Origin of the sequence: Pseudofrankia sp. DC12 (assembly GCF_000966285.1) — a bacterium.
Lineage (GTDB): Bacteria > Actinomycetota > Actinomycetes > Frankiales > Frankiaceae > Pseudofrankia.
In genome coordinates this window covers 1,425,142-1,446,277 of the sequence record NZ_KQ031391.1, presented here as the reverse complement: position 1 = coordinate 1,446,277, position 21,136 = coordinate 1,425,142, and the positions used below count along the sequence as shown (strand labels likewise).

Sequence of the window (21,136 nt, the reverse complement as noted above, 5' to 3'; positions counted from 1 at the left end):
TCAACCGCGCCGCACGCGCCCTGCTGGTCGCCGACGCCACCCTGACCGGCCCGGCGCTGACGGTCGCGGGCCGGCAGTTCCAGGCCGGCGACGAAGTGATCACCCTGACCCAGACCGGCCACACGCTGGTCCCGGACGGGAAGCCTCGCTCGGCATACATCCGCACCGGCACCGTCGGCGTCGTCACCGCGGTGCACCTCGACCCGGACAACCCAGCCGGGCAGGCGCTCAGCGTCTACTTCCCGAGCAAGGGCACCGTCCACGTCCCGTGGGAGTACCTGACCCACCGGTTCGCCGACGGCCGCGACGGCGGCCTCGCCCACGCCTACGCGATCACCGCGGCCAGGGCCCAGGGCACCACCATGGACACCGCCCGCGCCGTCGTCCCCGACGACACCAGCCGCGCCGGCCTGTACGTCATGCTCTCCCGGGCCCGCACCGACGTCGCCGCCTACCTGGTGGCCCGCGACCAGCTCGACGAACGCGACGACGACGAGACCTGGCTGCCCACCGAACCCAGCCCGCAAGGCCCAGTCGGCCAGCTCGCCGACCGGCTCGGCCGCTCCCGGCCCGAACAACAGGCCGTCGAGCAGGACCCGCTCGCCACCGCGGCGCACCGGCTGCGCCGTCAGCACAGCCTCGCCGAACTCACCGCACTACGGCTCAGCCAGCCGGCGAGCGTAGTGAGAGGGCCGCACCAGGTGGTGCTGCGGCGCGCCGAACTGGCCGCCGAAGCCGCCCTACGCGTCGCCGCGCTGACCAACCCGCCCGCCGCGTTGGTCGCCCGGATCGGCCCGCGACCGGCCGCCGGCCCGGACCGGGCCACCTGGGAGCAGGTGGTTGGCGGGCTAGCGATCTACCAGGCCCGCTATCGGCCTGACGTCCCCCGCATGAAGCCGGACCGCCACCGGTCGCGGGGCCGCGCGGCCAGCCGGTGGACCCGTGGCTGGTGTGCCGCCGGCAGGCGGTCTGGCTGGCCGACAGCTGGGCGGCCGTGCTGCCACCGGTCCTGCGGGACTGGTTCGGCGGCGCCAGCCAGGCGCTGCCCCGGGAGCGGGCCATCGCCGGGCTGCATGCCCTGCTCGACGCCGGCCACCCACCCGGCCACCTGCGGGCCGTCCTCTCCGAGACGCCCCTCGACGGAGTACGGATCGGCGCGGCGGTACTCGAACACCGCGTCATCGGCCTCTGCCAGGCCGCCGGCGTCGACCCCGCCCGCTACGAACTGCCCGCCCCGCGCACCGCCCAGCAGGAATGGAACGAGCTGTTCCACCTCGTGCGCGCTGCGGAGATCAACCACCTCGCCACACAGCCGACCGCCGGCCTCGCGGCCGAACGGCACTCGCTTACCGACGCATTGAGCCGGCCGACCAGTATCCGGACACCGGCCATCCCGACGGGGACCGAGCAAGGGGATACCGGGCCGGACGAGCGCGCGTCCCGCAGCGCGGGCAGGGAACGGCTGGCCCTCCTCGAGGCGGCGCTGAACCGGCAGAACACCGACGCACTGCTACAAGCGAAGGCCGAACCGGCTGGCTACCTGACCGCGCTACTTGGACCGCGGCCTGCACCCGGCCCGGCGGCGCATGGATGGGAGGAGGCGGCCAACCGCGTCGAGCACTACCGCCACCACATTCTCGGCCTTCCCTACGGCACGCCCGCCCAGCCGGACTCGGTCGACCCTACCAATCACGCCCTCGGTGACCGCCCCGCAGATCCGTCCGACGCGACCGCCTACGAGATCGCCCGCGACGTCGTCCCGCACGGCGGCGAACTCGCGCTGTAACCGGTGGTTGACAGCGAGTCCAGGTTTTTCCTGGTCGGCGCTCGTGTCGGCGGGGCGGGCTCGTGACGGCGGGGGATGATGCCGGTCATGGACGGGGATCTGGCGGTGAAGGAAGGTGCCCGCCGGCGCGCTGAGGCCGCGTGTTGGCGGGCAAAGGCCGCCGCGGCGCGGGCGCGGGCTCGCGCATTGCCGTGGGAGTCGGATCCGGAGCTGCGCGCCCAGGTGAAGGCGATCCTCGCGCTGTCGCCGGTCGAACGCGTCCTGGGCCTGCAGGACGAGGCCGACGTGTTCGACCGCGCGGTCCGGATCTGTGAGGCCCCCTGCGACGCCGCGCCTGAGGCCGGTTCCACACGCGTCGACTGAGGCCGCGGTGGCGTCTCAGCTGATCGGCCATTTCCAGCCCCTGGCCGATCACGAGGTCGCTATCTGATCGTCGGTGGGGTGGGTGGCCGCTGCAGGGTGTCCCAACGACGACCGGCGATCTCGACATCGTTCCGGATCCCGAGCCGCCGGAGAAGCGTGGACGCCTGCGGGAACCGGCCACAACCTGACTCGCACCAGCGGACGTCGAGCGGCCGGAGGTGTCTATGCAGGGAAACGGATCTGCGTCTGGCCCACAAGATACCAGGAACGACGAACTAGTGACATTTCACCAGAAGCAATTACCGGCTGTCGCATTTCATGTGCATGAATGGCCAGCTTATACGCGTCGCCTGAGAGATTTATCTTTACGCGCCTCCTAATTTTTCCCAGGAACCCGTCAACGACGACCGTCCCGTCGTCATTTCCGTCTGCGCGTTCCAAGCGGATCACTTGCCCCACGATCTCATTTGCAACAACGAGAGGGCGTTTCTTAAGGGACGCGACAACCTTCTCGACCTGTTCGAGTCGAGGTCGGGGAACTTCAACATGAGCCGGAATATCTCTGTTGAAAGGAATCGATTCGGAGAACAAGAAGGAGAGATCGATGGAGCGCACGCCTTCCTGGCGCCCCATAGATCCGACGGATTCGACCATCTCGGCACTCACGCCACGCTCGACCGCTTCATCCAAAGAAATGTCTCCGCCTGGATCAAGCAGCTCCCGCGTAGCAGCGATACCGTTGGCCAGAGTTTCGACGACGTGACGCGAGAACGCTACTGGAGAATCTCCGGCAGGCGGATCGGAACGTACAACGTCGAGTTCGAAACGACTAGCTAGAGAATCCGCTTGTTCCTCGTGCCGGACGAAAATCGGAAGGATAAATCCATCCTGCATGAAGTGGCCAAGTCGCAGATCATTCATGACAAAATCGGTTGCCGCACCAGGCCGTTTCCCGGGATTGGAAGGGCGTGGCCGAATCGCACTACATGCCGCCACTAGCATGATGCGCGAGATGCCATCGAGAAGAGCTCGCGCCTCGCCCAGGGGAATCGACCCATCGGCATCGGTCTGATCGGTCCGAAGGAAGACGATGTCATTTCGCGCGCGCGCAATTTGAATGGGCAGCTCACCTTGGCTGATCTCGTGAACCAGCGAGACTACCTCAAGGGCATCTCTTAACCGCATCTCGAAGTCACGGAAGGACCTATTGTGAGGAACCATTAGACTTGCATCCAGCGAAGTATTTTCCCAGATGGCACTTCTATTTGGTTGGTACTCGATTCTCCGCCAACCGTGAGTGCGGAGAAAGAATTCGAGATCATCTGGGTTTATCTCAAGAGAAGCGAGGCCCTGGGCCGGGATTGAATCAAGACTCACGGTTTGCCCCCCTTCCCTATTCTTTGTAGTATTCCGAGAAGTTGTTCGACATCATAGACATTTTCTCGCGGCAGCACCACCGTTTTGGATGCCGAGGTGATCGGTTCGCGCCCCTCCAAGCAGGTCCAGAAGGCCCGACCATGAAGCAGCATGCGCTCCGGCTCGGTGACTAGCCACTCCTTGACCTCGGCGGGGACGAGGACGACCACAAGGATCTTCCTCGCGTAGGTGTCAGGGTCTCGAAGCCCATCGTAGTGATCGCGTGACAGCGACCAGTGGACGCCATCCTCCTTGAGGACGTCCTGAGACGTGCACTTCATCTGGACGTCAACCATGGACGAGGTGTACCGCCGATGGCTGGTCGCCTGCCGCACCGTGTAGTCAACGGTCTCCACATCCGATCTCAAATCGGAGATCGTGCATCGTGCCGCCGCAGCGATCGCATGCGTGAAGGCGATGCTGAAGGCCTGTTTGGACTCCGATGCATGGAGCGAGCCGTACGGGATACCTGAGGGCGTCCACATCGGTGGCCACTGGTTCGGTGGCTCACGCTCCCCCGTCACTCAACCCCCTAGGCATACCCAATGCCGGCAGATCAACACTTTACGTGGCAGTGTTGGACCTAGACGACTCGGTCAGCCACGAGCAGTAGGGCAAATCGGCAGGTCGCCACTTCCAGGCACTGCGGTGTTGCGGCGAGGTCGGTCGCCGGTCGTAGCGTCGGCTACTGAACCGATGGCCTGGGACCTGTCAGGGTGACATCGGCAGCAGGACGAGGACGGCTCGCGCGGCTGATCATGGGCCGACGACAGCCCGGTCTACGTTCCGTGACTGTCCTCGGGCCGGCCGCTTTACTGCGGCGGGACGTCCAAGGACGCTGGTGAACGGCGCGGAGCCCGTGACCTGGACCACCAGCAACCGTCCGGGACGGGCGGCCGAGGTCTACGGAACAAGAGGTTCCGCCTCGCCGCGCGTCGGGTCCCCGTGTCCAAAGTGCGTTCCGTCGAGGCGATCCGGCGTAGCCCCGGCGCTATACCCGGGCCGGCGGACGGCTGTGGACGACCGGCGACGTTCACGGACTCTCTGAGCTGGCCGGGCGGACGGCACGGACGCGCGCTACATCGGTGGACGGAGCGCCTCTCCTTCTAATTTCCGGTCGACGGAGGCCGTGGAGGATCACCGGGACAGGCGGAGGTCTTCTTCGAGGGCCCCGATGGCGTTGTAGATGGTGGTGGTAGGCCAGGGAGGTCTGTCGGGGCCCTGCCAAGTGAGATGCACTTTGGCCCAGCCACCGGTTGTCAGCTCGATGATGATGTCGTCCGTGGCCTCCGATCGGGCGATCACCTCGAAGGACACACGGTGCAGCGGGTGGCCGGCTGCCACCTCGTTGCGAAGCTCTGTCGCCAAGGCTTCGCGCTGCCGATGTTCGGTAGGGCTGCCGCAGCGGAGGTCCCACCACGGATCGACAAATACCGGTTGCTCGCTCACGGAGTCATCCTTGTGGCATCCACGCTCCTGATCAATGGTGAGATTCGCCGGGCCTGACCTGCGCCGGCGGACTTTGGCGGACTTAGCGCGTGGAACGTCAAGACAACAGGCCTAGTACGGCAGCGACTTTGACCGGCTTGTGGTCTCTGCGCGGGAGGCCGGCGCGGCCCGATGCGATGCGCGAGGCGGCTGACGCATGGCGCATGGGTGGGACGAGGCGGCCAACCGCGTCGAGCACTATCGACACCACGTTCTCGGCCTTCCTTACGGCACCCCCGCCCAGCCGGGCTCGGTCGACCCCGCCCGCCACGCCCTCGGCGACCGCCCCGCAGATCCGTCCGACGACGCCGCCTACGAATACGCCCGCGACCTCGTCCCGCACAGCGGCGGGCTCGCGCTGTAGCCGGTGGTGGACAGCGAGTCCTGGTCGTTCCTGGTCGTTCTTGGTCGGCGCCGGCGTCGGCGCGAGCGGGCTGGTGGCGACGTGCTGACAGAGCTGCCGTGTGTCGGCCCATTCGACGCGCTGGTCCGCCGCTTCGCGGCGGTACGCGCTGACGGGCCACGACTGCACGGGTGAAGTCAAACGGTCCAAGCGCCGGCTGGGAGGCCCAGGAAGTGCACTACCGCACTCCGCGCCACGGGTACCGGGGGCGGGTTTCGTCCATCCAGTCTCGGAACCGTCGAACGCGTTCCTGGTGGTTGGCTGCACGGGGTTTCGTTCCGTTCAGGCACGGGCTGGACTCCTCCGCTCCGCATTTCGGGCAGGCGACGCGTCTGCCCCGCTCGACGGTCACCGGACCGGACTCGTTGCCACCGACAAGCTCGCGCCACTCGGCATACAGTCGGTTGTATTCGTCGACCTGCCGCTGATATCGGTCCTCGTGCACGAGCGAGATCGGCGGGGTGTACGGCCTTGGTGGCTGCTAGCCCGGGTCGTGGCCGACCTTGGCGATGATCCGCGAGATCGGGCCGTCGTAGTCGCTGCCGATGCTGGTCACGGTATCTTCGAAGGGTCCTGGGCCGTTGATCGTGCGGCTCAGCCAGTTCTCCGGTAGCAGCACACGGTCGCCTGGCTCTAGCGGTTCTGCTCCGTCCCAGAGGTAGGCGTACTTCCCCACGCAGACTTTCATCGCCATGCCGATCCTCCACGAACACCGCTGCGCCGTCGTCAACGAAGCTTTACACCGTTCGTCTCGGCTCTGGTCCGCAACTCGGTTAGCGAGATTCGTTTGCCATCGACCTCGACTTGCCAGAGGTCCATTCCCTTGCGTGTCGGCCGACCACCGGTGATCTCCTGCAGCGCCGTGTCGGGTGAGCTACGGGTAACCCCGGGGAAGAGTTCGATCAGACCTCTGGAAGTGACCTGCGCCTCGTAGCTGGTTCCGTTGTAGCTTATGAACAGCGGCTGCCCGACCTGGATGACGCCTGCCTTCACCATTTTCGCGAGCACGGTGTTCCCTCCCGCAGTCCTGGTCTTGCGGGCCGTCGGCTGGCGGCCAGCGCGGGGCTCGGTTTCGGTTACGCGCGGGGCGGCGTCCGGAACTGCGGCTGGCTTCTGGCCGAACCCGAGCGAAGCCGGATCCCAGATGCGCTCACTGAGCGCCGTATAGAGCTTGCACCGCTCCCGAACAGTTTCGACGACGTCGGGATTCGATCCGAATGACCGGAAAGTCTTCTCCAGTCCATGCGACTCGATGAATCGTCGCTGCGGCGTGTAGTTCCTGCGATGCTCTGGGTTGAGTATGGCGACCAGGTTCGGCTGGCGGACGTAACGCTTGATCTTCTCGCTGTACGGTAAGTCGCTCAGACTTGCGTTGTCGCTGGCGGGCAGCAGGACGAGAGCGCCAATCTGGTTACGTAGCTTCTCGAAGTGGCGTGCTCCGAGGTTCTGGGTACTCGGGTCGAAGGTGACCGGCCAGAGGTGCTCAATCTGCCACCGCTGTGGAGTGCGGCCGGTCCCCTGCAGGTAGTCGCGGATGTCGTGCGGCTTGTCTGTCTGCTCCTCGACGTAGGACATCAGGCGGGCCAGAAGGTACAGGACCTGGTCGGCATTGCTCCGACGGAAGGCGAAGGCCTCCAAGTCCGTAAAGGGATCGTCCTCGCCGGATATCGCGTCGTGAAGCGCCTTCCCGACGTCCGTGACGTCCACGCATCTGCGCAGCGTCGGTATCAACGGGCTCAGCTCTTCGAACAGGTGCCAGTCGTCGACGTGATCACCGTCAATCGAACGGAGCACGTACCGGCGGTCGATGTAGTTAGCCAGCAACCGTGCCTTGGCGCGTACCGAGCTGAGATCGTCGCTGGGCGCGACGGCGGCCAGCAGCAGCGTGTACTGGCATTCCAGCCCATTGACGGCGTTGTAGTAGATGCTCTCGAGCTTGAACTCGGCGCGCGGCGCCTCGGCCGCCGACAAGAACGTCTGGTAGTACCCAGCCATCGCGGTCAGGTTGTTGATGAACGCCGCGTAGTCATCCTCATTCTGCAGTCGGAGGCGGTCTGTGTTCTCCCGAACCCAGGCGTTCGGGTTCCCATCAATCTCCTCGACCTCGTGCTGCGCTCCGCCTTCGAGATGAGCATGCTGGGCGACGAGTACATCGCGAAGAAACCTCTTCGGGACGTCTGGGTCCTGCCGAGCGGAGCCCAGCCGGTTGAGCATCTGCCGCCAGGCATCGTTCAACTCGTCCTGACGGTCACCAGCGCTGGAGAGCAGGAAGCTCTTGACGAGGTCGACCGAGGTCAGCCGTGCGCCGCGGTCGTTCATGGTCTCGAAGATCTTGAAACCATGTGCTCTGTTGACGGCTCGGATGGGGGCCATGACCACGCGGTCGCGGATCCAGTCGACAAAGTAGGGCAGTGCGGTGTCGTGCAGGCGGTCGCGAAGAAGGGCGTCGAGCTGCTGGCCGCGGTCCCAGAGGTTCCGCAGCGATAGCGACGCATTTAGCGGTAGCCGGTACCGCTGGTTGTTCTCGTAAAGGGCACGCAGCGGCCGCTCACGCTCGTCGGCGTGGATCCGGATCCGGAACTGTGCTCCAGAGCCGGGCGGGTGGTGCTCGATCATCGCGTTGAGCGCCCGCGCGGTCGAGTGCTCGCTGTACTCGACCGCGAGCCGGTGAAGGATGATGAACATCAGGTGAAGCGTGGTGAACCGCTGCTGGCCGTCCACGAGGAAGCGTGTCCGGTCCGACTCCTCGTGGTACACGAACGCCCCGAGAAAGTAGGGCTCAACCTCGAGCTGGCGCCTGCGACCGGCGGCGGGGTTCCAGGTCTTGGAGAACTCACTCCATAGATCGTTGACGAGCCGACGCACGTCGCTCTCGGGCCACGAGTACTCGCGCTGGTAGTAGTCGATCGTGTATATGCGGCTTTCGAACAGCTCCCGAAGGTTCTGGACTCCGGCCATGCCAGCGGTCATGCCCACCCCCGCCCACCGACGCGCCCAGGAACATTCTGGCAAGGTCTCTGACCATCCGTGACTAGATCGGCCGTATTCGTGACAGCAATCCGTGGCGGCAGACGTGCTGTACTCGACGTGACGGCGCAGTGACCCGGCTGGGCGAGGCGGGCGGGCGCTGTGGCGGCCGGGGACCGGGGGCAACCCGGGACCGACGAACACGCGGGAGCTCACCGGCTGAGGCGCCAGACACCGAATAGATCGTCACGCTCATGCCAGCGGTTACGTCCGGGTGGTTTGGAGTCGCTGGAGAAGATCAAGGAGTTCGGGGGCTGTCGGGCGGTCGGCGGGGTTCTTGGAGGTCGCGCGGGCTATGAGGGGCCGCAGGGTGTCGGGGAGGGCGGTGAGGTCGGGGGTGTCGGTGGTGACGCGGCGCAGGATGTGGGGCAGTGAGCCGCCGTCGAAGGGGGCGCGGCCGGTGGCGGCGTAGAGGAGGACGGCGCCCCAGGCGTGGATGTCGGCGGCTTCGGTCACGGGGTCGCCGAGGGCTTGTTCGGGGGCCATGTAAGAGGGGGTGCCGATGGCGCCTTGGGTGAGCATCGTGGTGGCGTCCAGGGCGCGGGCGATGCCGAAGTCGATGATCCGCGGGCCGAGGCGCGACAGCAGGATGTTGCTCGGTTTCAGGTCGCGATGGATGACCCCGGCGGTGTGGATGGCGCGCAGCGCGGTGGCGAGGGCTTGTGCGAGCGATTCGAGGTCACCGGCGGGTAGTGGCCCCTGGCTGCGGACGTGGGCGGACAGGGTGGGGCCGTCGATGTATTCGGTGACGAGGTAGGGGCGGGTGCCGGTGGTGTCGACGTCGAGGACGGCGGCGGTGCAGAAGCGGGCGACGCGCTGGGCGGCTCGGGCTTCGTGCAGGAACCGGGCCCGGAATTCGGGGATGCCGGCGAGGTCCGCTCGGATGACCTTGATCGCGACCAGGCGGCGTCCGCCGGGCTGGGCGGGGCCGAGGCGGACGGCGAGGTAGACGCTGCCCATGCCGCCGTGGCCGAGCCGGCCGAGCAGGACGTAGGGGCCGAGTTGGCGTGGGTCGAACTCGTCGAGCGGCGCGACGCCCTCCGGTGGCCCGGTCATCGGTGCGGGCACCGCTGGGAGGCCAGTGTTCCCGGTCTGGCCGGGTGGGTTTTCGTGGGTGGGTTCTTCGCTACCCCACGCTGGGCCGTATTCGGAGAGGTCCGGGACCCAGCCGGTCCGGGTCGGCGGCTTGGAGCCGGGCGACGGGACGGGCACGCTCTCGACCTGGCCGGGCGCGCCGGCGATCTGGCCGCTGCCAGCTCTGGCGGCCCCCCAGCGCCGGCCCGGCCCGTTGACGTCACGCAGCCCGGGCCAGCCGGGCCGCGGGTCGACGCTGCCGGCGTAGCGCGGCGGAACGTCTCGGTAGGCGTTGATTCTCAGCATGACGAAAGCACCACCCGTAATACGGCATGGCAAGGCCACGGACAGAAAGACAAAAGGACCTGGTGCAGGCCGGCGCTGCTACGGCTGGCCTCGATGCAGCTACGATGCTCCGTCTGGCGAGCGCTCGTCGAGCGGTTATCCAATGGTTGGATAGCGTCTTTGGATAAAAAGCGCGCGGTGGGGTTGGTGAAGGTCTTGCCTGTTCCGGTGGTCGATATCGTTGCTCAATGGCAGGTGACGAGGGTGGGACGGTTCCCGTGCCACGGGAGAACTGGCATGCCGTCGCGCGGGCGCTCAACGACCGGATGAGGGCTGGACGGGTCGGCCAGCAGGAGCTCGCGGACCTGGCCGGGGTGTCGGTGGCGACGGTGCGGGTGTTGCAGCGGGGTGGTGGCGGGCGTCGGGTGCAGGACGCGACGTTGGGTGCGGTCAGCCGTGCGCTGGGCTGGCCGGTCGACTACCTGCTGTGCGTCGCGCTGGGCCGGCCGCTTCCCGAGAACGGGGCCGAGCCGCGCGCGGTCGTCACGGACCCGCAGGTCGAGATCCTCGTCGTCCTGCGGCGCATCGAGCGGCACGTCGAGACGCTTGTTCACGGCCTGATCCCCGCGAGCACGTCAGGTGCGGCCGAGACCACCATCGACGCGGACACGTCCTGAACGGCGACCGGCGGCTGGCGGTTCGGCGAGGATGGGCGGCGTGCCAGATCTCGTCGAGGTTCACGTGACGGTCGCCGACCGGACGGAGGCGGAGGAGATCTGTTCCGCTGTTCTGGCCCGTCGGCTGGCCGCGAGCACGCAGATGGTGACCAGGATCAGCTCGCGTTACTGGTGGCGTGGCTCGCTACAGACGGCCGACGAGTGGCTCGTCTACATGATCACGACTGTGGGTCGTTTCGACGAGCTGGCTGAATGTGTGCGTGGCCTGCACTCGTATGAGGTTCCGCAGATCCTGGCGGTGCCCGTAACGGCCGTGACGGCTGATTTCGCGGAATGGGTCAGGCGGGAGACCCAGGCTGGCTGAGCCGTGCCGACGCGATATCGGCCAGGATCTCCCGCGCGCCGGGGTGACGGCTGGCAGTCAGCGCACTTTCCACCCGGGCCAGATGCCGCAGGCCCCAGGTTGACTCGGCGCGCTGCGCGGACTCGAGCGCCCGTCGGGCGTAGGTCAGACCCTCGGTTGCATCACCGAGGCTGAGCTGGGCGTGCGCGATGTCGGCGTAGACGAGGGAGACATGCTTGAAGCCGGGATCCTGGTCGGCCGCTGCGAGCGCGGCCTGGCCGGCCGCGAGGACCCGGTGCTCGTCGCCGAGCCGCACCCAGGTCGTCAGCTGGAACGCGGAGAACCGGCCCGGGTCGAAGAACCGCGTCCAGGCCCGCTCCCGGTTGGGCCGGGCTGCGGTGTAGATCTCTTCGGCTCGTGCGAGCAGCGTGCTGGCGTTCGGATCGCCGAGGGCGGCGAGTTCTTCGGCCTCGCGGCAGATCAGCCACGAGCGGGTCGCGTCGTCGCCCTTGCGAGGCAGATATTCCTGTGCCTGACGGATGAGCCGGACAGCTGCGGCCGGATCGCTCACCGCGTAGGACTTGTACGCGTAGGCGCAGGCCTCGATGACCGGATGTCCGGCCTCGCGGGCGGCCAGCGCGGCGACCCGGTCGAACGCGGCCGAGTTCGCCGGCTTCTTCAAATCCCAGGCAAGCCACGAACACAGGGTGGCCGCTTCGCCCGCGGTCGCCGCGAGCCGGCGGCGCAGACCGGATGGCGGGTTTCCCGCCAGCAGCGCGCTCAGCTCGTTGAGATGTGTCGTCAGCGCCTGGTAAAGCGCCCGGGCCGGAACCGTGTACTCCAGCCGGTGGAAACCGATCGTCCTTGCTTCGAGCCGTTCGACCGCGTCCTCGTCGAGACCACCGGGACCTGTCAACGCCCGGGACAGCCGTTCCCATGGCTCGGCTGCCAGCTCGCCCGTCATACCGGCTGCGAGTAACAGCATCGTTCGGCGGTCCACCTGCGAATCGAGGCGGCCCGCGACCCACGCGAGCGAGAGAAGATCCGACACCTGGAGGCCTCCATCCACCTCGTGCAGGCCATTAGCGGTCAGCAGGGCTGTCTGGCTCGAATCGGCCGGCGCGGCGGCGCTTGTGAGCACAGGGGCGAGGCCGAGGGTGATGCGGGCCTGGTCCGGCATCCCGAGCCCGTCGGCGATCCGCTCGAAGACCTGCAGCTTCTCGACGAGCCCGGTGCCGTTCATGATCGCGCTAACCCGGCCCTGGCTGAAACCCGTCGCGGCACCGATCCGCGACTGGCTCGCCCCGGCATACCGCCGGACCAGCGCGAACACCTCCGCGATATCCCGCCTGCGCAACGCCGACAGCATCTCGGGCCTCTGCCACAACGCGTCGGGAACGACCACCGGACCGGGCGCCTCATCGACCATCGGGGAAACCTTGCCCTCGCGTAGACCTTGCGGCTACTCATGGTCACTGCCTCAAATGAGTGCAGTCAAGGGGCTGGCCCATCCCACGATGGGATACCAAGACGGGATGGTCGGATCGCTCGCAGTCAAGGCGATCATCGGGCGGACCAGCCGGAGGGCATGGACCTCTGGCTCACCGAAGTCGATGGCCAGCGCCTCTCGCTCGACCAGCTACGGGCACGCGCCGAGAACGCCGGAGTGAAGCTTCGGTAGTTGCGGAACGACTCGGCCCGGCAGCGCGTGGCGATGCCTCGCACGCGGGCCCCGCGTGACTCCAGACGGGAACTGGCACGGGACGAACAACGGACGACGTCGGCGCACGGAAGGCAACTATTTTGTCGTACCTGGGCAATATCATCTGCTCGTTTGTAGATTGGGGGTCGTCGGTCACCGGGCCGCGCGCCGCCCGCGGCAACCCGAGGAGCGTGCCCGCATGACCTTCCAGACACCGGTGACGGCGGAGAACGTACTTACCAAGATCCATTACAAGGAGTACCTGCTGCCCGCGATCCAGCGGGAGTTCGTCTGGAGCGCCGACCAGATTCGCCGGCTGGTCGACAGTCTGATGCGCGGCTACCCGATCGGCTCGTTCCTGTTCTGGCAGGTCAGGCCGGAGTTCGCGAAGGACTACGCCTTCTACGACTTCCTCACCCACTACCACGAGAGGGACGCGCCCTACGCGACGAAGGCGACTGTCCCGGCCGGCCACGGCGTCATGGCGATCCTCGACGGGCAGCAGCGGCTGACGGCGCTCAACATCGCGCTCTACGGCACCCACGCCGAGAAGCGGAAGTACCTGCTCGCGACGCATCCGGACGCGTTCCCGAAGAAGGCGCTCTACCTCGACCTGCTCGCCGCGCCGAAGGACGACGACGACCTCGGTCTGCACTACGAGTTGCGTTTCCTCACCGCAGCCGAGGCCAAGCCCGCCGCCGGAGAACCCGACAAGTGGTTCCGCGTCGGCGACGTGCTCACCCTCCCGGATGGTGGCAAGCCGATGATCGCCGAACTGAAGAAGCGAGGGATCGATCTGGGCCACGATCACGCCTACGACAACCTTTACGCCCTGTACGAGGCGTTGCGGAAGACCCAGTCGATCAACTACTACCTGCTGGACGCGGGGCAGAGCACCGACGAGGTGGTCGACATCTTCGTTCGGGTCAACAGTGGCGGCACGGCGCTGTCCCATTCGGACCTGCTCCTGACGGTCGCCACGAACCTCTGGAGGACCTATGACGCGCGCGAGGAGGTCCGCGAACTGGTCAAGGAGCTGAACAGCGGTGGCGGGCGGCGGTTCGACTTCAGTAAGGACGTGGCACTCAAGACCGCGCTGATGGTCGCGGGCGGGGACATCAAGTTCAAAGTCGGCAACTTCACACCGCGGAAGATGGCGACCGTCGAGGCGCAGTGGTCCGAGACCAAGGACGGGCTGGTTCTCGCCGCGACGTTGCTGCACGCCTTCGGCTTCGAGGCCAAGACGCTGACCGCCGATAGTGTGATCATCCCGATCGCCTGCTATCTGCGGCACCGCGGTCTTGACGACAGCTATCGGACCTCCGTCACGGAGGAAGCGGACCGTGCCCGGCTGCAGAACTGGGTCGTCCGTTCCCTGCTCAAGCGAGGCGTCTGGGGTTCGGGCCTCGACGGGCTGCTGACCCGGATCCGGCAGACGATCGAGGAGCACGGCGCGCGCGGATTCCCGGTCGAGGAAATCGAGCGCGAGATGGCGTCGCTCGGCAAATCGCTCAGTTTCGACGAGGCAGAGGTCGAGGACCTGCTCGGCGCGAAGTATGGTAACCAGCGGACCTTCGCGATCCTGGCGCTGCTCTATCCGGGCCACGACCTGACGATCCAGTACCACCAGGACCACTTCTTCCCCAAGTCCCGGTTCACTCGCAAGCAGCTCGCGGACGCCGGCATCGCGGCGGACAAGATTCCGGCATACGTCGATGCCGTCAACCTGCTGCCGAACCTGCACCTGCAGGCCGCCATCCCCGGAATCCAGAAGAGCGCCACGCTGCCGGCCGAGTGGCTGGCGCAGAAGCACTGGACCGAGACCGCGCGCAAGCAATACCTGGCCTACAACGACCTCGACGGCCTGCCGCTCGGCCTCGCTGACTTTCTGGACTTCATTGACCAGCGCCGCGACCGCATGCGAGCCCGCCTGACCAACCTCCTTGGAGTCCGGGCGCGGCCGTGACACCTGGGGCCTGACAGAAAGCCTTGACGGGCAATCCTATGGCGCTCCTGGGCCTAAGCGGACGTTGCCGTGTCAACAAGCGTCGCGAGTGCCCTCGTGACGGTGTCGACACCCGCATTGACGGCGCCGCCGGGTTCGGTCATGTAGAGGTCTCGACGAATCTCGATCATCAATGCCATCACCTGATCGGTCTGCCGGTAGTGCTTGAGAGGGACGTAGGTGCCGCCGAACGGAGTGTTCACGTCGAGGTCTCCGACGAGGGAGAGCGCCCGGGTCGCGGCGTCGTGCAGCCAGTGGGGAGTGTGGAACGAGTCGACGCCCAGGCAGACGGCGGGACGGTTGCCGGTCGGGTGGAGCTCGTAGGGCAGGGGCCGGCTGGGGTAGGAGTGGACGTCGAGAACCACGGCGCGGCCGACCGCGGCCAGGCGCGCGTCCACGAGGTCGGCCATCGCCGACGCGTAGGGGTGGTAGTGCCGGGCGAGGAGGTCCTCGATGTGGTTGGGATCGTCGGTTCGTAGCGGGACGCCGTGCGAGGTGCGCAGGTAGACGGCGCCCATACCCACCGCCCGCATATCCTCACGGTCATCAGGAAACCTCTCGGGGTCGACGACCAGCCGGGACAGCCTGCTGCTGAAAATCCACGGGGCCAGCCCGGCGGTCACGGCGGCGCGATTGGCGATGAGCCCGGTGTGCGCATCGGTCATGTGATCCAGCTCGGCGGCCAGCTCGGCGTCGTCGAGCAGGATCCGTTCCCTGGCCTGGGCCGTCAGCGTCCGAGATCCATGGGGAACGTGCAGGATCACCGGGGACTCGGCGTCACCGGGAGTGACCTCGAAGCACGCACTGGACCCATCCGGAATTCCGATGATCATTGATCTATTCTTGTCGACACGGCGACCTCCCGCCCGGGCCGCATCAACCTCACCGTTCAGCCCTGAGCATCCCCGTCGTCGTTCATCCCGGCCCCGGGCACGCTGGTAGGTCCCTCCGGAGGCGCGCCGCAGTACGGCGAGCGAATTTTCAAGCGGGCTGGGTATCGGCGCGGCCGGGTCTTGGCCCTGTCCAACCAGATCGGGCGATCGTGCGGGCATCGAAGGCGGTTGCGGTGTGGCTGTCATGCCGCAGCCGAGGTGACCGCCGGATGAGAAACGAGTGGTTCCCAAACGATCAGTTCGACAGCCGCGTCGCCGCCGAGATCGGCGCGGACCTGGTGCCGGATCGCCATACGAGCGCGTCCCATTGGCGGGCGGACCGGGCAGACCACCGGCGGCGGTGCGCCGGCCGTGCGGTGCGCCTGCAGAACTGTGGCGGTGGCGAGCGCGAGAGCGGTCAGGTCAAGCGGGACGCCATCCGGCCAGATGACGATGGGGCCGACCCGGGGATGGTGCTCGGCGAGATCAAGGGCCGTGCGCACCAGACGTGACCGGTGCAGCAAGAGTCCTGCGGGGCCGGGCACCTCCCCGCTAGCGCCGCCGCCAGCCCAGGGCGAGCGGGACAGGACGAGGCCGTCGGATTCGAGCATCGAGAGCGCGGGCAGGCCAGGCATCTCCGCCGTCATTGCCACGTTGCCACGTCCGGCGGCGCTGGTGAGGCTGGTGATGGTCACGGACTGCACGAGCCCTCCTCGACCGGGGTTTGCTCGGTGGCGCGGTCCGCGAGGTGCGCGGCGACAGGCGCCATGGCTACGGCGATGGGTGCGGGTCGGGCGCCTGTGACCCCAGCGGTCCGAGAGGGGCGAGCCGGGGTCGTGTCGAAGACCAGCGGGCTGACGAGGTAGTGCGTCAGGCCGTGGCAGTGCGCGTAGTCGCGGGCTGCCGCCGCCGACTCGAATGGGAGAAACACGGCCGGCCGCTGGTGCCGCTGTCCGTTGGGCAGTGCAACCACGCCGTAAACCTGGCCGTCCGGGTCGGGCTGGGTGTCGTCGCGGGCGGTGGGCATCTCCTGCCTCCTCGCATACGTGGGCTGTCCGGCCTGCCGTCGTCCGGCGGCGCCGGACGCAGCTGGTCACGTCGGCTGGTCTCCGGCGGCCCGACCCGGCAGCGTCAGGTCCGACCGGGCGGGTAGGCGGACCTGCGCTTGCGGGTCGGGCTGATCGGTGCCGGCTCGCCCAGGATGGCGCACGTATGCGACGTACGCAAGTACGTACGATAGATACGCGACGGGGTGGAACGTGGGGGAGGGCGCGGGCTGGCAGACTTCGCGGAGACGTGACGACGCGAAAGAGGGAGGGCGATGCCGAGCACGCCGGGCCCGACCGTGCGCCGGCGCCGGCTGGGCGCCGAGTTGCGCCGGCTGCGCGAGGCCGCCGGCCTGACCGTCGACCAGGCGGGGGAACACATCCACCGGGCCGGCCCGACCATCAGCCGGATGGAAACCGGGCAGTTCCGGTTCGTGCCGCGCAACGTCGCCGACCTGCTCGACCTCTACGGCCTCGCCGACATTGACCAGCGCGAGGCCTTGCTCGCACTCGCCAAGGAGAACCGCAAGCCAGCCTGGTGGCACTCCTACGGGGACATCGTGCCCCGCTGGTTCCAGATGTACATCGGCCTCGAAGCCGAGGCTTCTACGGTCGCCACCTTCGAAAGCCTGCTGGTCCCCGGTCTGCTGCAGACCGCCGACTACGCCCGGGCGGTCATCCGCGCCGCCTCCCCGGCAATGCCCGCCACCGACATTGACCGCGCGGTGGAGATTCGGCTGACCCGCCAGCAGGTGCTGAACGCCGACCCGCCGCTCGACCTCTGGGCGATCATGGATGAGGCTGCCGTCCGCCGCCACGTCGGAGGCCCACCCATCATGCGCCGCCAACTCGACCAGCTGATCGCACTGTCCGAGCAGCCCGGCGTGACCATCCAGGTAGTGCCCTTCACGGCCGGCGCGCACGCCGGCATGATCTCCAACTTCACGCTTCTCGGCTTCGCGGACACCGGCGGTGCCCCCGAGACCGTCTACATCGAGGCACCCACCGGCAGCCTCTACCTGGAGAAGCCCATCGAGGTCCGCCGCTACGACGCCTGGATGAACCAACTCCGCGGCCTCGCCCGCGACCCCGACGGCACCCGCGTCCTCCTCGACGCCGCACGAAAGGAGATGTGAATGGACACTCCGACCGGCCATCCGACCAGCCTTGTATGGCGCAAGAGCAGCTATTCCGGCGGCACTGGCGGCAACTGCGTCGAAGTGGCCACCCTCCCCGACGGCGGTCGCGCCGTCCGCGACTCCAAGGACCCTGACGGTCTCACCCTCCGCTTCACCGCCGCCGAGTGGACCGCGTTCCTCGCCGCTGCCCGCGAAGGCGAGTTCGGCGACTGAACTTCCGAGAGACGCCGCTCCGCCTCCATTCGCCAGGAGTTCCGCAGGGTGACGCGAACGTGGACGACCAGCCCACCGATGTCACGTATAGTATCCGATTGCAACCCGAGCGTAAGCTTTCGACGTGGCTGGACCTGTCGTGGACGGTGGCGCCGCGCGGCGCGGGCAATTCTGATTAATGATCTTGGCCAGCTTGTGCTGATCAAGCGGACCAAACCGGACCAGGCGCCGTACTGGACCGCACCGGGTGGCGGTGTCGAGACTGAGAGGCCGGGGCGCAGTCTGTGCGGGTAGAAACGAACGGCAGCCGGCGCGGACGCCTGGCTGGGGTTCGGCCCGATCTCCGCGGGAACCTTCCGCAGACGCCTCCACATCGGCACCCGCACCGCCCGCGACCTCGTCGGACAGCTCACGGACGACAGTCGGAGCCGCCTGACCGGCCGGTCAAGTGATCAAGAGCTTCTGCTCACCGCCGGGTAGAACGCTCTACTCTGGGAGACCTGGTCACGACGCCAGCTGAGCGGAACGCGAAGATGATCGACGTGACGGGTCCTACCGACGACCAGATCCAGGAGTTCGCCGACCTATTCTTCGAAGAGACCTCGGCGCGACAACTGCTCGTGCGGTCGGGGTTCCGGGTTGGCATGCAACCAGTCTGGGGCCGAGGAGGCACGCCGCTGGTGTTCTGGCGCGAGGTGTTCGGCGCCCTCGAGCGCGGGGCGGTCATCGATGGGCCGAAGAACCTCCTGCGCCACGCGCGTCAGGAATTGCCCGCCAACAAGATGCTGATCGAGATGGAAGCCGCATTCGCCCGCGCCGACAGCTCGACGCGCAAGGTGGATCCGCCTTCCACTGATAGACCGCGCCTCAGGCCGCCGATCGCGACGGCCGCCGGCTGGCACGGCGAGCGAAAGCCCGACGCCCAGCCCGCCCCAATTACACAGGAGCCGCCTCTCTCCGACCCCGAAACGCTCGACTGGGAGGATGCCTGGCAGTTCCCGAATAGTCTGATCCAGGTCTGGGTCGACGGCGCGGAACTCGCCTGGGCCGCACATGCCTGGAGCAGCCTCACTGAGGCGGGCCTGACTCTCTACCGGACCGAGGAAGACCGCATCGACTGTCTACTGCGGGCGGTCGCCCTCGCCGCGTTCTACCGAGACTTCTGCTCCCAGGCCTTCGAGGAGGGCCACCTCGGTGACTGGGACGACCTGGTGGTAATCGACGTTGTCGGTGAGTACCCGTTCGACGAGTTCACCCTCGGTCAACTGGCACAACGGCACGACATTGGAATCGACAACGAGTACGGCGACGCCCCAGGCGTGGTCCTAGCCCTACTCGTACGCAGGCAGTACTGGGTCGTGGCGGGTGCGCTGCGCGCCGCCTGGGGCGACGCCTACCTATTCGCCGCTCTATGCCACGCGCAGCATGGCCTCGCGACCTACCCGCTGACCGACGAGCAACTCCACGACGCAGTAAACCAGGACGTCACGATTGACGACCCCCGAATTCCCACCTACGACTGGATCGTCAACCTTCCATCTCATTGAGGCGAGGACGGTGAAGCCTGTATCGTGCCGGAACTCCGCTTCACGTCGTTGGCATGCGATTTCGCCGCCTTCTGCGATCGCTCGTAGCGGTATCGCTACTGACCTGACTTCCGTCAAGATCGCGGCGCAAGGGCGGCGTTAGGGCGCTTAGCTGCGAGTTTGCCCTCCAGGAATGCTGCCCTCCGCCCTTGCCCAGGCGATCGCACCTGGGAGAGACGCCCAACGTCCGACCCTCAGCCCACAGGTCGTACGCAAAAGACCCGGCGCGATCACCTCCCGACCGTACCGCCGCCGCTGCAAGCGCTGCCATTGGTCAAGAGGTCGAAGAATCCCGTCACGTCAGTCCAAAGTCACCGTGAAGATCGACCCGTCCGTCGTCGCTGAATGCGCTTCACGGGGGTTCGGGTCGGATGAGGCCCCTGCTCCGGGCTGACGGGCGAGCCGCTCGGCGAAGGCAGCCTGCGCTTCGACCACGTCCTCTACCGCTGCCTCGGAAAGGCGGTGGTCGATCGTCTCCTCTACGCCGTAGCTGACGGTCAGTCGCTGGCCGTTGAACTCGAAAGAGACGCTGGTCCCCTGCGCGATGCCATATGGCGTGTCGTAACTGGCCCGCTGGCGGGGCCTGCGGTCCAGGCGATTCCGCATGACCTCGGGCGCCCACCGGTCGACTGCGTCGAGGTTTCCTCCAAAGTCGGCGAGCGTCGCCCATGAGCTCCGCAGAAGTGCGTTCACCAGGACGGATGCCTCGACATCAGGTACTGCTTCGGCCAGGCGGAAGCCGCGAGACTCGTCCATCGTGGCGGCGTTCGCCCCGTAGGTGGGCTCGTTCTCGTCGAGCAGCGCAATCGCCTCGTAGCGCACCTTGTTGTTGGCCGACACCGTGCTCACCGCCAGACCAGAGAGAAGGCGCTTGCTGACCCGGATGCCCTCCAGTTGTTTGGCAGCGCTAGCCAGTTGTGGGACGGCCTTGGCCAGGTCGCTGTTGCCCTTGCATTCGAGAGCCCGAATGCGGTGTCGTGGGCTGCCGGGCGCGGCGTTCGCGACAAGAAGGTAGTCCGGGCGGCGCTTCGAGGCGGACTCCACCGTGTGGGAGTCGATCCGCCCCTCGCTGAGCGCGACATCGACGTCGACGGGCCGGATCGTGAGACCCCGTCGCCACGACTGTTCGAACCAGCGCTCGGCGAGCAGTACCCCGAAGCCGATCCCGAGTTCCTCGGACGTGACCCGCCGCTGGTTACCCATCACCTGCTTTCCGGCGTCGCTGACAGCCAGCAGCGGCCACGGCGTGTTGGCCTGGGTCACGAAGAAGCCGAGGTAGCGGACGATGCCCCACTGCAGATAGAAGTCGAGCAGGTTGTCCTGCAACCGTGGCCGGGTGGCATAGGCCAGTCGGTGAAGCGCCTCGACAGGCCGAACGACGACGCCAGACTTGAGCCCGTCCGCCGGCGAGGTGACCTTGGATGGCATCTCGAACTCCGGATCGGCCTTGGCCTTGGCGGTGAGCGCATCTCGGACCTTGCCGGCAAGCACGCCGTCGCTGCGGCCAGGGAACGCCACCTGCCTATTGACGATCGTCAGCGCCTCCGCGAGATCCACGCCGCCGATGATGGCAGCCACGCTGCCCAGCGTGTGACGGATCGGCGTACTTCGGTCACGGAACGACCCGCCGGGCAGCGGCCACCTGTGTCACGCGAGAGCAGCTGCCGGTCCGCCCCGGGCTTTCAGACGAGCGTAAGATCACTTTCATACG

Annotated in this window: 21 protein-coding genes and 1 pseudogene; 9 read left to right on the top strand and 13 right to left on the bottom strand. The window is 67.1% G+C overall.

The window, feature by feature from the left end; genetic code table 11:
* Positions 1-635: pseudogene (locus tag FRADC12_RS34000) on the bottom strand (hypothetical protein); the annotation flags it as partial.
* Between the two features lie 299 nt (positions 636-934).
* Here FRADC12_RS34000 and FRADC12_RS30930 point away from each other — a divergent pair.
* Entirely contained in the window at positions 935-1,786 is an 852-nt protein-coding gene (locus tag FRADC12_RS30930; RefSeq protein ID WP_052710720.1) for a hypothetical protein, read from the top strand.
* An 87-nt stretch (positions 1,787-1,873) separates the two neighbouring features.
* Positions 1,874-2,149 (top strand): hypothetical protein, encoded by a 276-nt coding sequence (locus FRADC12_RS05850; protein WP_157488719.1) that lies wholly within the window; start codon positions 1,874-1,876, stop codon positions 2,147-2,149.
* A gap of 222 nt (positions 2,150-2,371) precedes the next feature.
* On the opposite strand, the gene FRADC12_RS30925 is transcribed toward FRADC12_RS05850, so the two are convergent.
* From FRADC12_RS30925 to FRADC12_RS05840, 3 genes are all read right to left on the bottom strand, one after another.
* Positions 2,372-3,526, bottom strand: a complete 1,155-nt coding sequence (locus tag FRADC12_RS30925) for a hypothetical protein (protein ID WP_157488718.1) — start codon at positions 3,524-3,526, stop codon at positions 2,372-2,374.
* Positions 3,523-4,089 (bottom strand): DUF4365 domain-containing protein, encoded by a 567-nt coding sequence (locus FRADC12_RS05845; protein ID WP_157488717.1) that lies wholly within the window; start codon positions 4,087-4,089, stop codon positions 3,523-3,525. Before FRADC12_RS05845 ends, FRADC12_RS30925 begins: the two co-directional genes overlap by 4 nt.
* Before the next feature lie 613 nt (positions 4,090-4,702).
* Entirely contained in the window at positions 4,703-5,014 is a 312-nt protein-coding gene (locus FRADC12_RS05840; RefSeq protein ID WP_084010474.1) for a hypothetical protein, read from the bottom strand.
* Between the two features lie 196 nt (positions 5,015-5,210).
* Between FRADC12_RS05840 and FRADC12_RS05835 the strand changes: the two genes are divergently transcribed.
* Positions 5,211-5,417 (top strand): hypothetical protein, encoded by a 207-nt coding sequence (locus FRADC12_RS05835; protein WP_045875864.1) that lies wholly within the window; start codon positions 5,211-5,213, stop codon positions 5,415-5,417.
* Between the two features lie 217 nt (positions 5,418-5,634).
* Here the strand turns inward: FRADC12_RS05835 and FRADC12_RS34795 are convergent, their stop codons facing one another.
* The 4 genes from FRADC12_RS34795 to FRADC12_RS05820 form a co-directional block, all read right to left on the bottom strand.
* Positions 5,635-5,808 (bottom strand): zinc finger domain-containing protein, encoded by a 174-nt coding sequence (locus tag FRADC12_RS34795; protein WP_502685303.1) that lies wholly within the window; start codon positions 5,806-5,808, stop codon positions 5,635-5,637.
* Between the two features lie 129 nt (positions 5,809-5,937).
* Positions 5,938-6,144, bottom strand: a complete 207-nt coding sequence (locus FRADC12_RS32865) for a hypothetical protein (protein ID WP_232303631.1) — start codon at positions 6,142-6,144, stop codon at positions 5,938-5,940.
* A gap of 38 nt (positions 6,145-6,182) precedes the next feature.
* A complete protein-coding gene (locus FRADC12_RS05825) occupies positions 6,183-8,426 on the bottom strand; it encodes a GmrSD restriction endonuclease domain-containing protein (RefSeq protein WP_084010473.1) in 2,244 nt (747 codons plus the stop codon).
* A 261-nt stretch (positions 8,427-8,687) separates the two neighbouring features.
* Entirely contained in the window at positions 8,688-9,863 is a 1,176-nt protein-coding gene (locus tag FRADC12_RS05820) for a protein kinase domain-containing protein (protein WP_052710718.1), read from the bottom strand.
* 227 nt (positions 9,864-10,090) lie between these two features.
* Here FRADC12_RS05820 and FRADC12_RS05815 point away from each other — a divergent pair, with 227 nt between their 5' ends.
* Together FRADC12_RS05815 and cutA are read left to right on the top strand one after the other, a co-directional pair.
* Positions 10,091-10,519, top strand: coding sequence for a helix-turn-helix domain-containing protein (locus FRADC12_RS05815; protein WP_045875861.1), 429 nt, complete (start codon positions 10,091-10,093; stop codon positions 10,517-10,519).
* 40 nt (positions 10,520-10,559) lie between these two features.
* The gene (gene cutA, locus FRADC12_RS05810) at positions 10,560-10,883 is read left to right on the top strand and encodes a divalent-cation tolerance protein CutA (RefSeq protein ID WP_084011269.1); all 324 of its coding nucleotides are present in this window, start codon (positions 10,560-10,562) and stop codon (positions 10,881-10,883) included.
* Here cutA and FRADC12_RS05805 read toward each other — a convergent pair.
* Positions 10,858-12,291, bottom strand: coding sequence for an NsdA family TPR-like regulatory protein (locus tag FRADC12_RS05805; protein WP_198152793.1), 1,434 nt, complete (start codon positions 12,289-12,291; stop codon positions 10,858-10,860). The genes cutA and FRADC12_RS05805 overlap by 26 nt on opposite strands.
* A 472-nt stretch (positions 12,292-12,763) precedes the next feature.
* Here FRADC12_RS05805 and FRADC12_RS05800 point away from each other — a divergent pair, with 472 nt between their 5' ends.
* Entirely contained in the window at positions 12,764-14,530 is a 1,767-nt protein-coding gene (locus tag FRADC12_RS05800; protein ID WP_045875859.1) for a DUF262 domain-containing protein, read from the top strand.
* A gap of 53 nt (positions 14,531-14,583) precedes the next feature.
* On the opposite strand, the gene FRADC12_RS05795 is transcribed toward FRADC12_RS05800, so the two are convergent.
* The 3 genes from FRADC12_RS05795 to FRADC12_RS05785 form a co-directional block, all read right to left on the bottom strand.
* Positions 14,584-15,402 (bottom strand): N-formylglutamate amidohydrolase, encoded by an 819-nt coding sequence (locus FRADC12_RS05795; RefSeq protein WP_045875858.1) that lies wholly within the window; start codon positions 15,400-15,402, stop codon positions 14,584-14,586.
* Between the two features lie 242 nt (positions 15,403-15,644).
* Positions 15,645-16,145 (bottom strand): hypothetical protein, encoded by a 501-nt coding sequence (locus FRADC12_RS28140; RefSeq protein WP_052710717.1) that lies wholly within the window; start codon positions 16,143-16,145, stop codon positions 15,645-15,647.
* Positions 16,133-16,468: a hypothetical protein gene (locus FRADC12_RS05785; protein ID WP_045875857.1), complete on the bottom strand. Its 336-nt coding sequence runs from the start codon at positions 16,466-16,468 to the stop codon at positions 16,133-16,135. The genes FRADC12_RS28140 and FRADC12_RS05785 overlap by 13 nt, the downstream gene beginning before the upstream one ends.
* Positions 16,469-16,762: 294 nt before the next feature.
* On the opposite strand from FRADC12_RS05785, the gene FRADC12_RS05780 reads away from it, so the two are divergent.
* The 3 genes from FRADC12_RS05780 (at position 16,763) to FRADC12_RS05770 (ending at position 19,386) form a co-directional block, all read left to right on the top strand.
* A complete protein-coding gene (locus FRADC12_RS05780; protein ID WP_045875856.1) occupies positions 16,763-17,623 on the top strand; it encodes a helix-turn-helix domain-containing protein in 861 nt (286 codons plus the stop codon).
* Complete coding sequence (locus tag FRADC12_RS05775) at positions 17,624-17,839, top strand: DUF397 domain-containing protein (RefSeq protein ID WP_045875855.1); 216 nt, start codon at positions 17,624-17,626, stop codon at positions 17,837-17,839.
* A 533-nt stretch (positions 17,840-18,372) separates the two neighbouring features.
* Entirely contained in the window at positions 18,373-19,386 is a 1,014-nt protein-coding gene (locus FRADC12_RS05770) for an effector-associated domain EAD1-containing protein (RefSeq protein WP_045875854.1), read from the top strand.
* A gap of 339 nt (positions 19,387-19,725) precedes the next feature.
* On the opposite strand, the gene FRADC12_RS05765 is transcribed toward FRADC12_RS05770, so the two are convergent.
* Positions 19,726-21,003, bottom strand: coding sequence for a hypothetical protein (locus FRADC12_RS05765; protein ID WP_045875853.1), 1,278 nt, complete (start codon positions 21,001-21,003; stop codon positions 19,726-19,728).
* Positions 21,004-21,136 lie beyond the last annotated feature (133 nt).

What these genes read in the sequence shown, in the direction of transcription:
- FRADC12_RS32865 (WP_232303631.1), bottom strand. Translation starts at nt 6,144, where the DNA reads ATGAAAGTCTGCGTGGGGAAGTACGCCTACCTCTGGGACGGAGCAGAA.
- FRADC12_RS05785 (WP_045875857.1), bottom strand. Translation starts at nt 16,468, where the DNA reads ATGCCCACCGCCCGCGACGACACCCAGCCCGACCCGGACGGCCAGGTT.
- FRADC12_RS05820 (WP_052710718.1), bottom strand. Translation starts at nt 9,863, where the DNA reads ATGCTGAGAATCAACGCCTACCGAGACGTTCCGCCGCGCTACGCCGGC.
- FRADC12_RS05775 (WP_045875855.1), top strand. Translation starts at nt 17,624, where the DNA reads ATGGACACTCCGACCGGCCATCCGACCAGCCTTGTATGGCGCAAGAGC.
- FRADC12_RS05815 (WP_045875861.1), top strand. Translation starts at nt 10,091, where the DNA reads ATGGCAGGTGACGAGGGTGGGACGGTTCCCGTGCCACGGGAGAACTGG.
- FRADC12_RS05850 (WP_157488719.1), top strand. Translation starts at nt 1,874, where the DNA reads ATGGACGGGGATCTGGCGGTGAAGGAAGGTGCCCGCCGGCGCGCTGAG.
- FRADC12_RS05835 (WP_045875864.1), top strand. Translation starts at nt 5,211, where the DNA reads ATGGCGCATGGGTGGGACGAGGCGGCCAACCGCGTCGAGCACTATCGA.
- FRADC12_RS05770 (WP_045875854.1), top strand. Translation starts at nt 18,373, where the DNA reads ATGATCGACGTGACGGGTCCTACCGACGACCAGATCCAGGAGTTCGCC.
- FRADC12_RS05825 (WP_084010473.1), bottom strand. Translation starts at nt 8,426, where the DNA reads ATGACCGCTGGCATGGCCGGAGTCCAGAACCTTCGGGAGCTGTTCGAA.
- FRADC12_RS05800 (WP_045875859.1), top strand. Translation starts at nt 12,764, where the DNA reads ATGACCTTCCAGACACCGGTGACGGCGGAGAACGTACTTACCAAGATC.
- FRADC12_RS05780 (WP_045875856.1), top strand. Translation starts at nt 16,763, where the DNA reads ATGCCGAGCACGCCGGGCCCGACCGTGCGCCGGCGCCGGCTGGGCGCC.
- FRADC12_RS05795 (WP_045875858.1), bottom strand. Translation starts at nt 15,402, where the DNA reads ATGATCATCGGAATTCCGGATGGGTCCAGTGCGTGCTTCGAGGTCACT.
- FRADC12_RS05805 (WP_198152793.1), bottom strand. Translation starts at nt 12,291, where the DNA reads ATGGTCGATGAGGCGCCCGGTCCGGTGGTCGTTCCCGACGCGTTGTGG.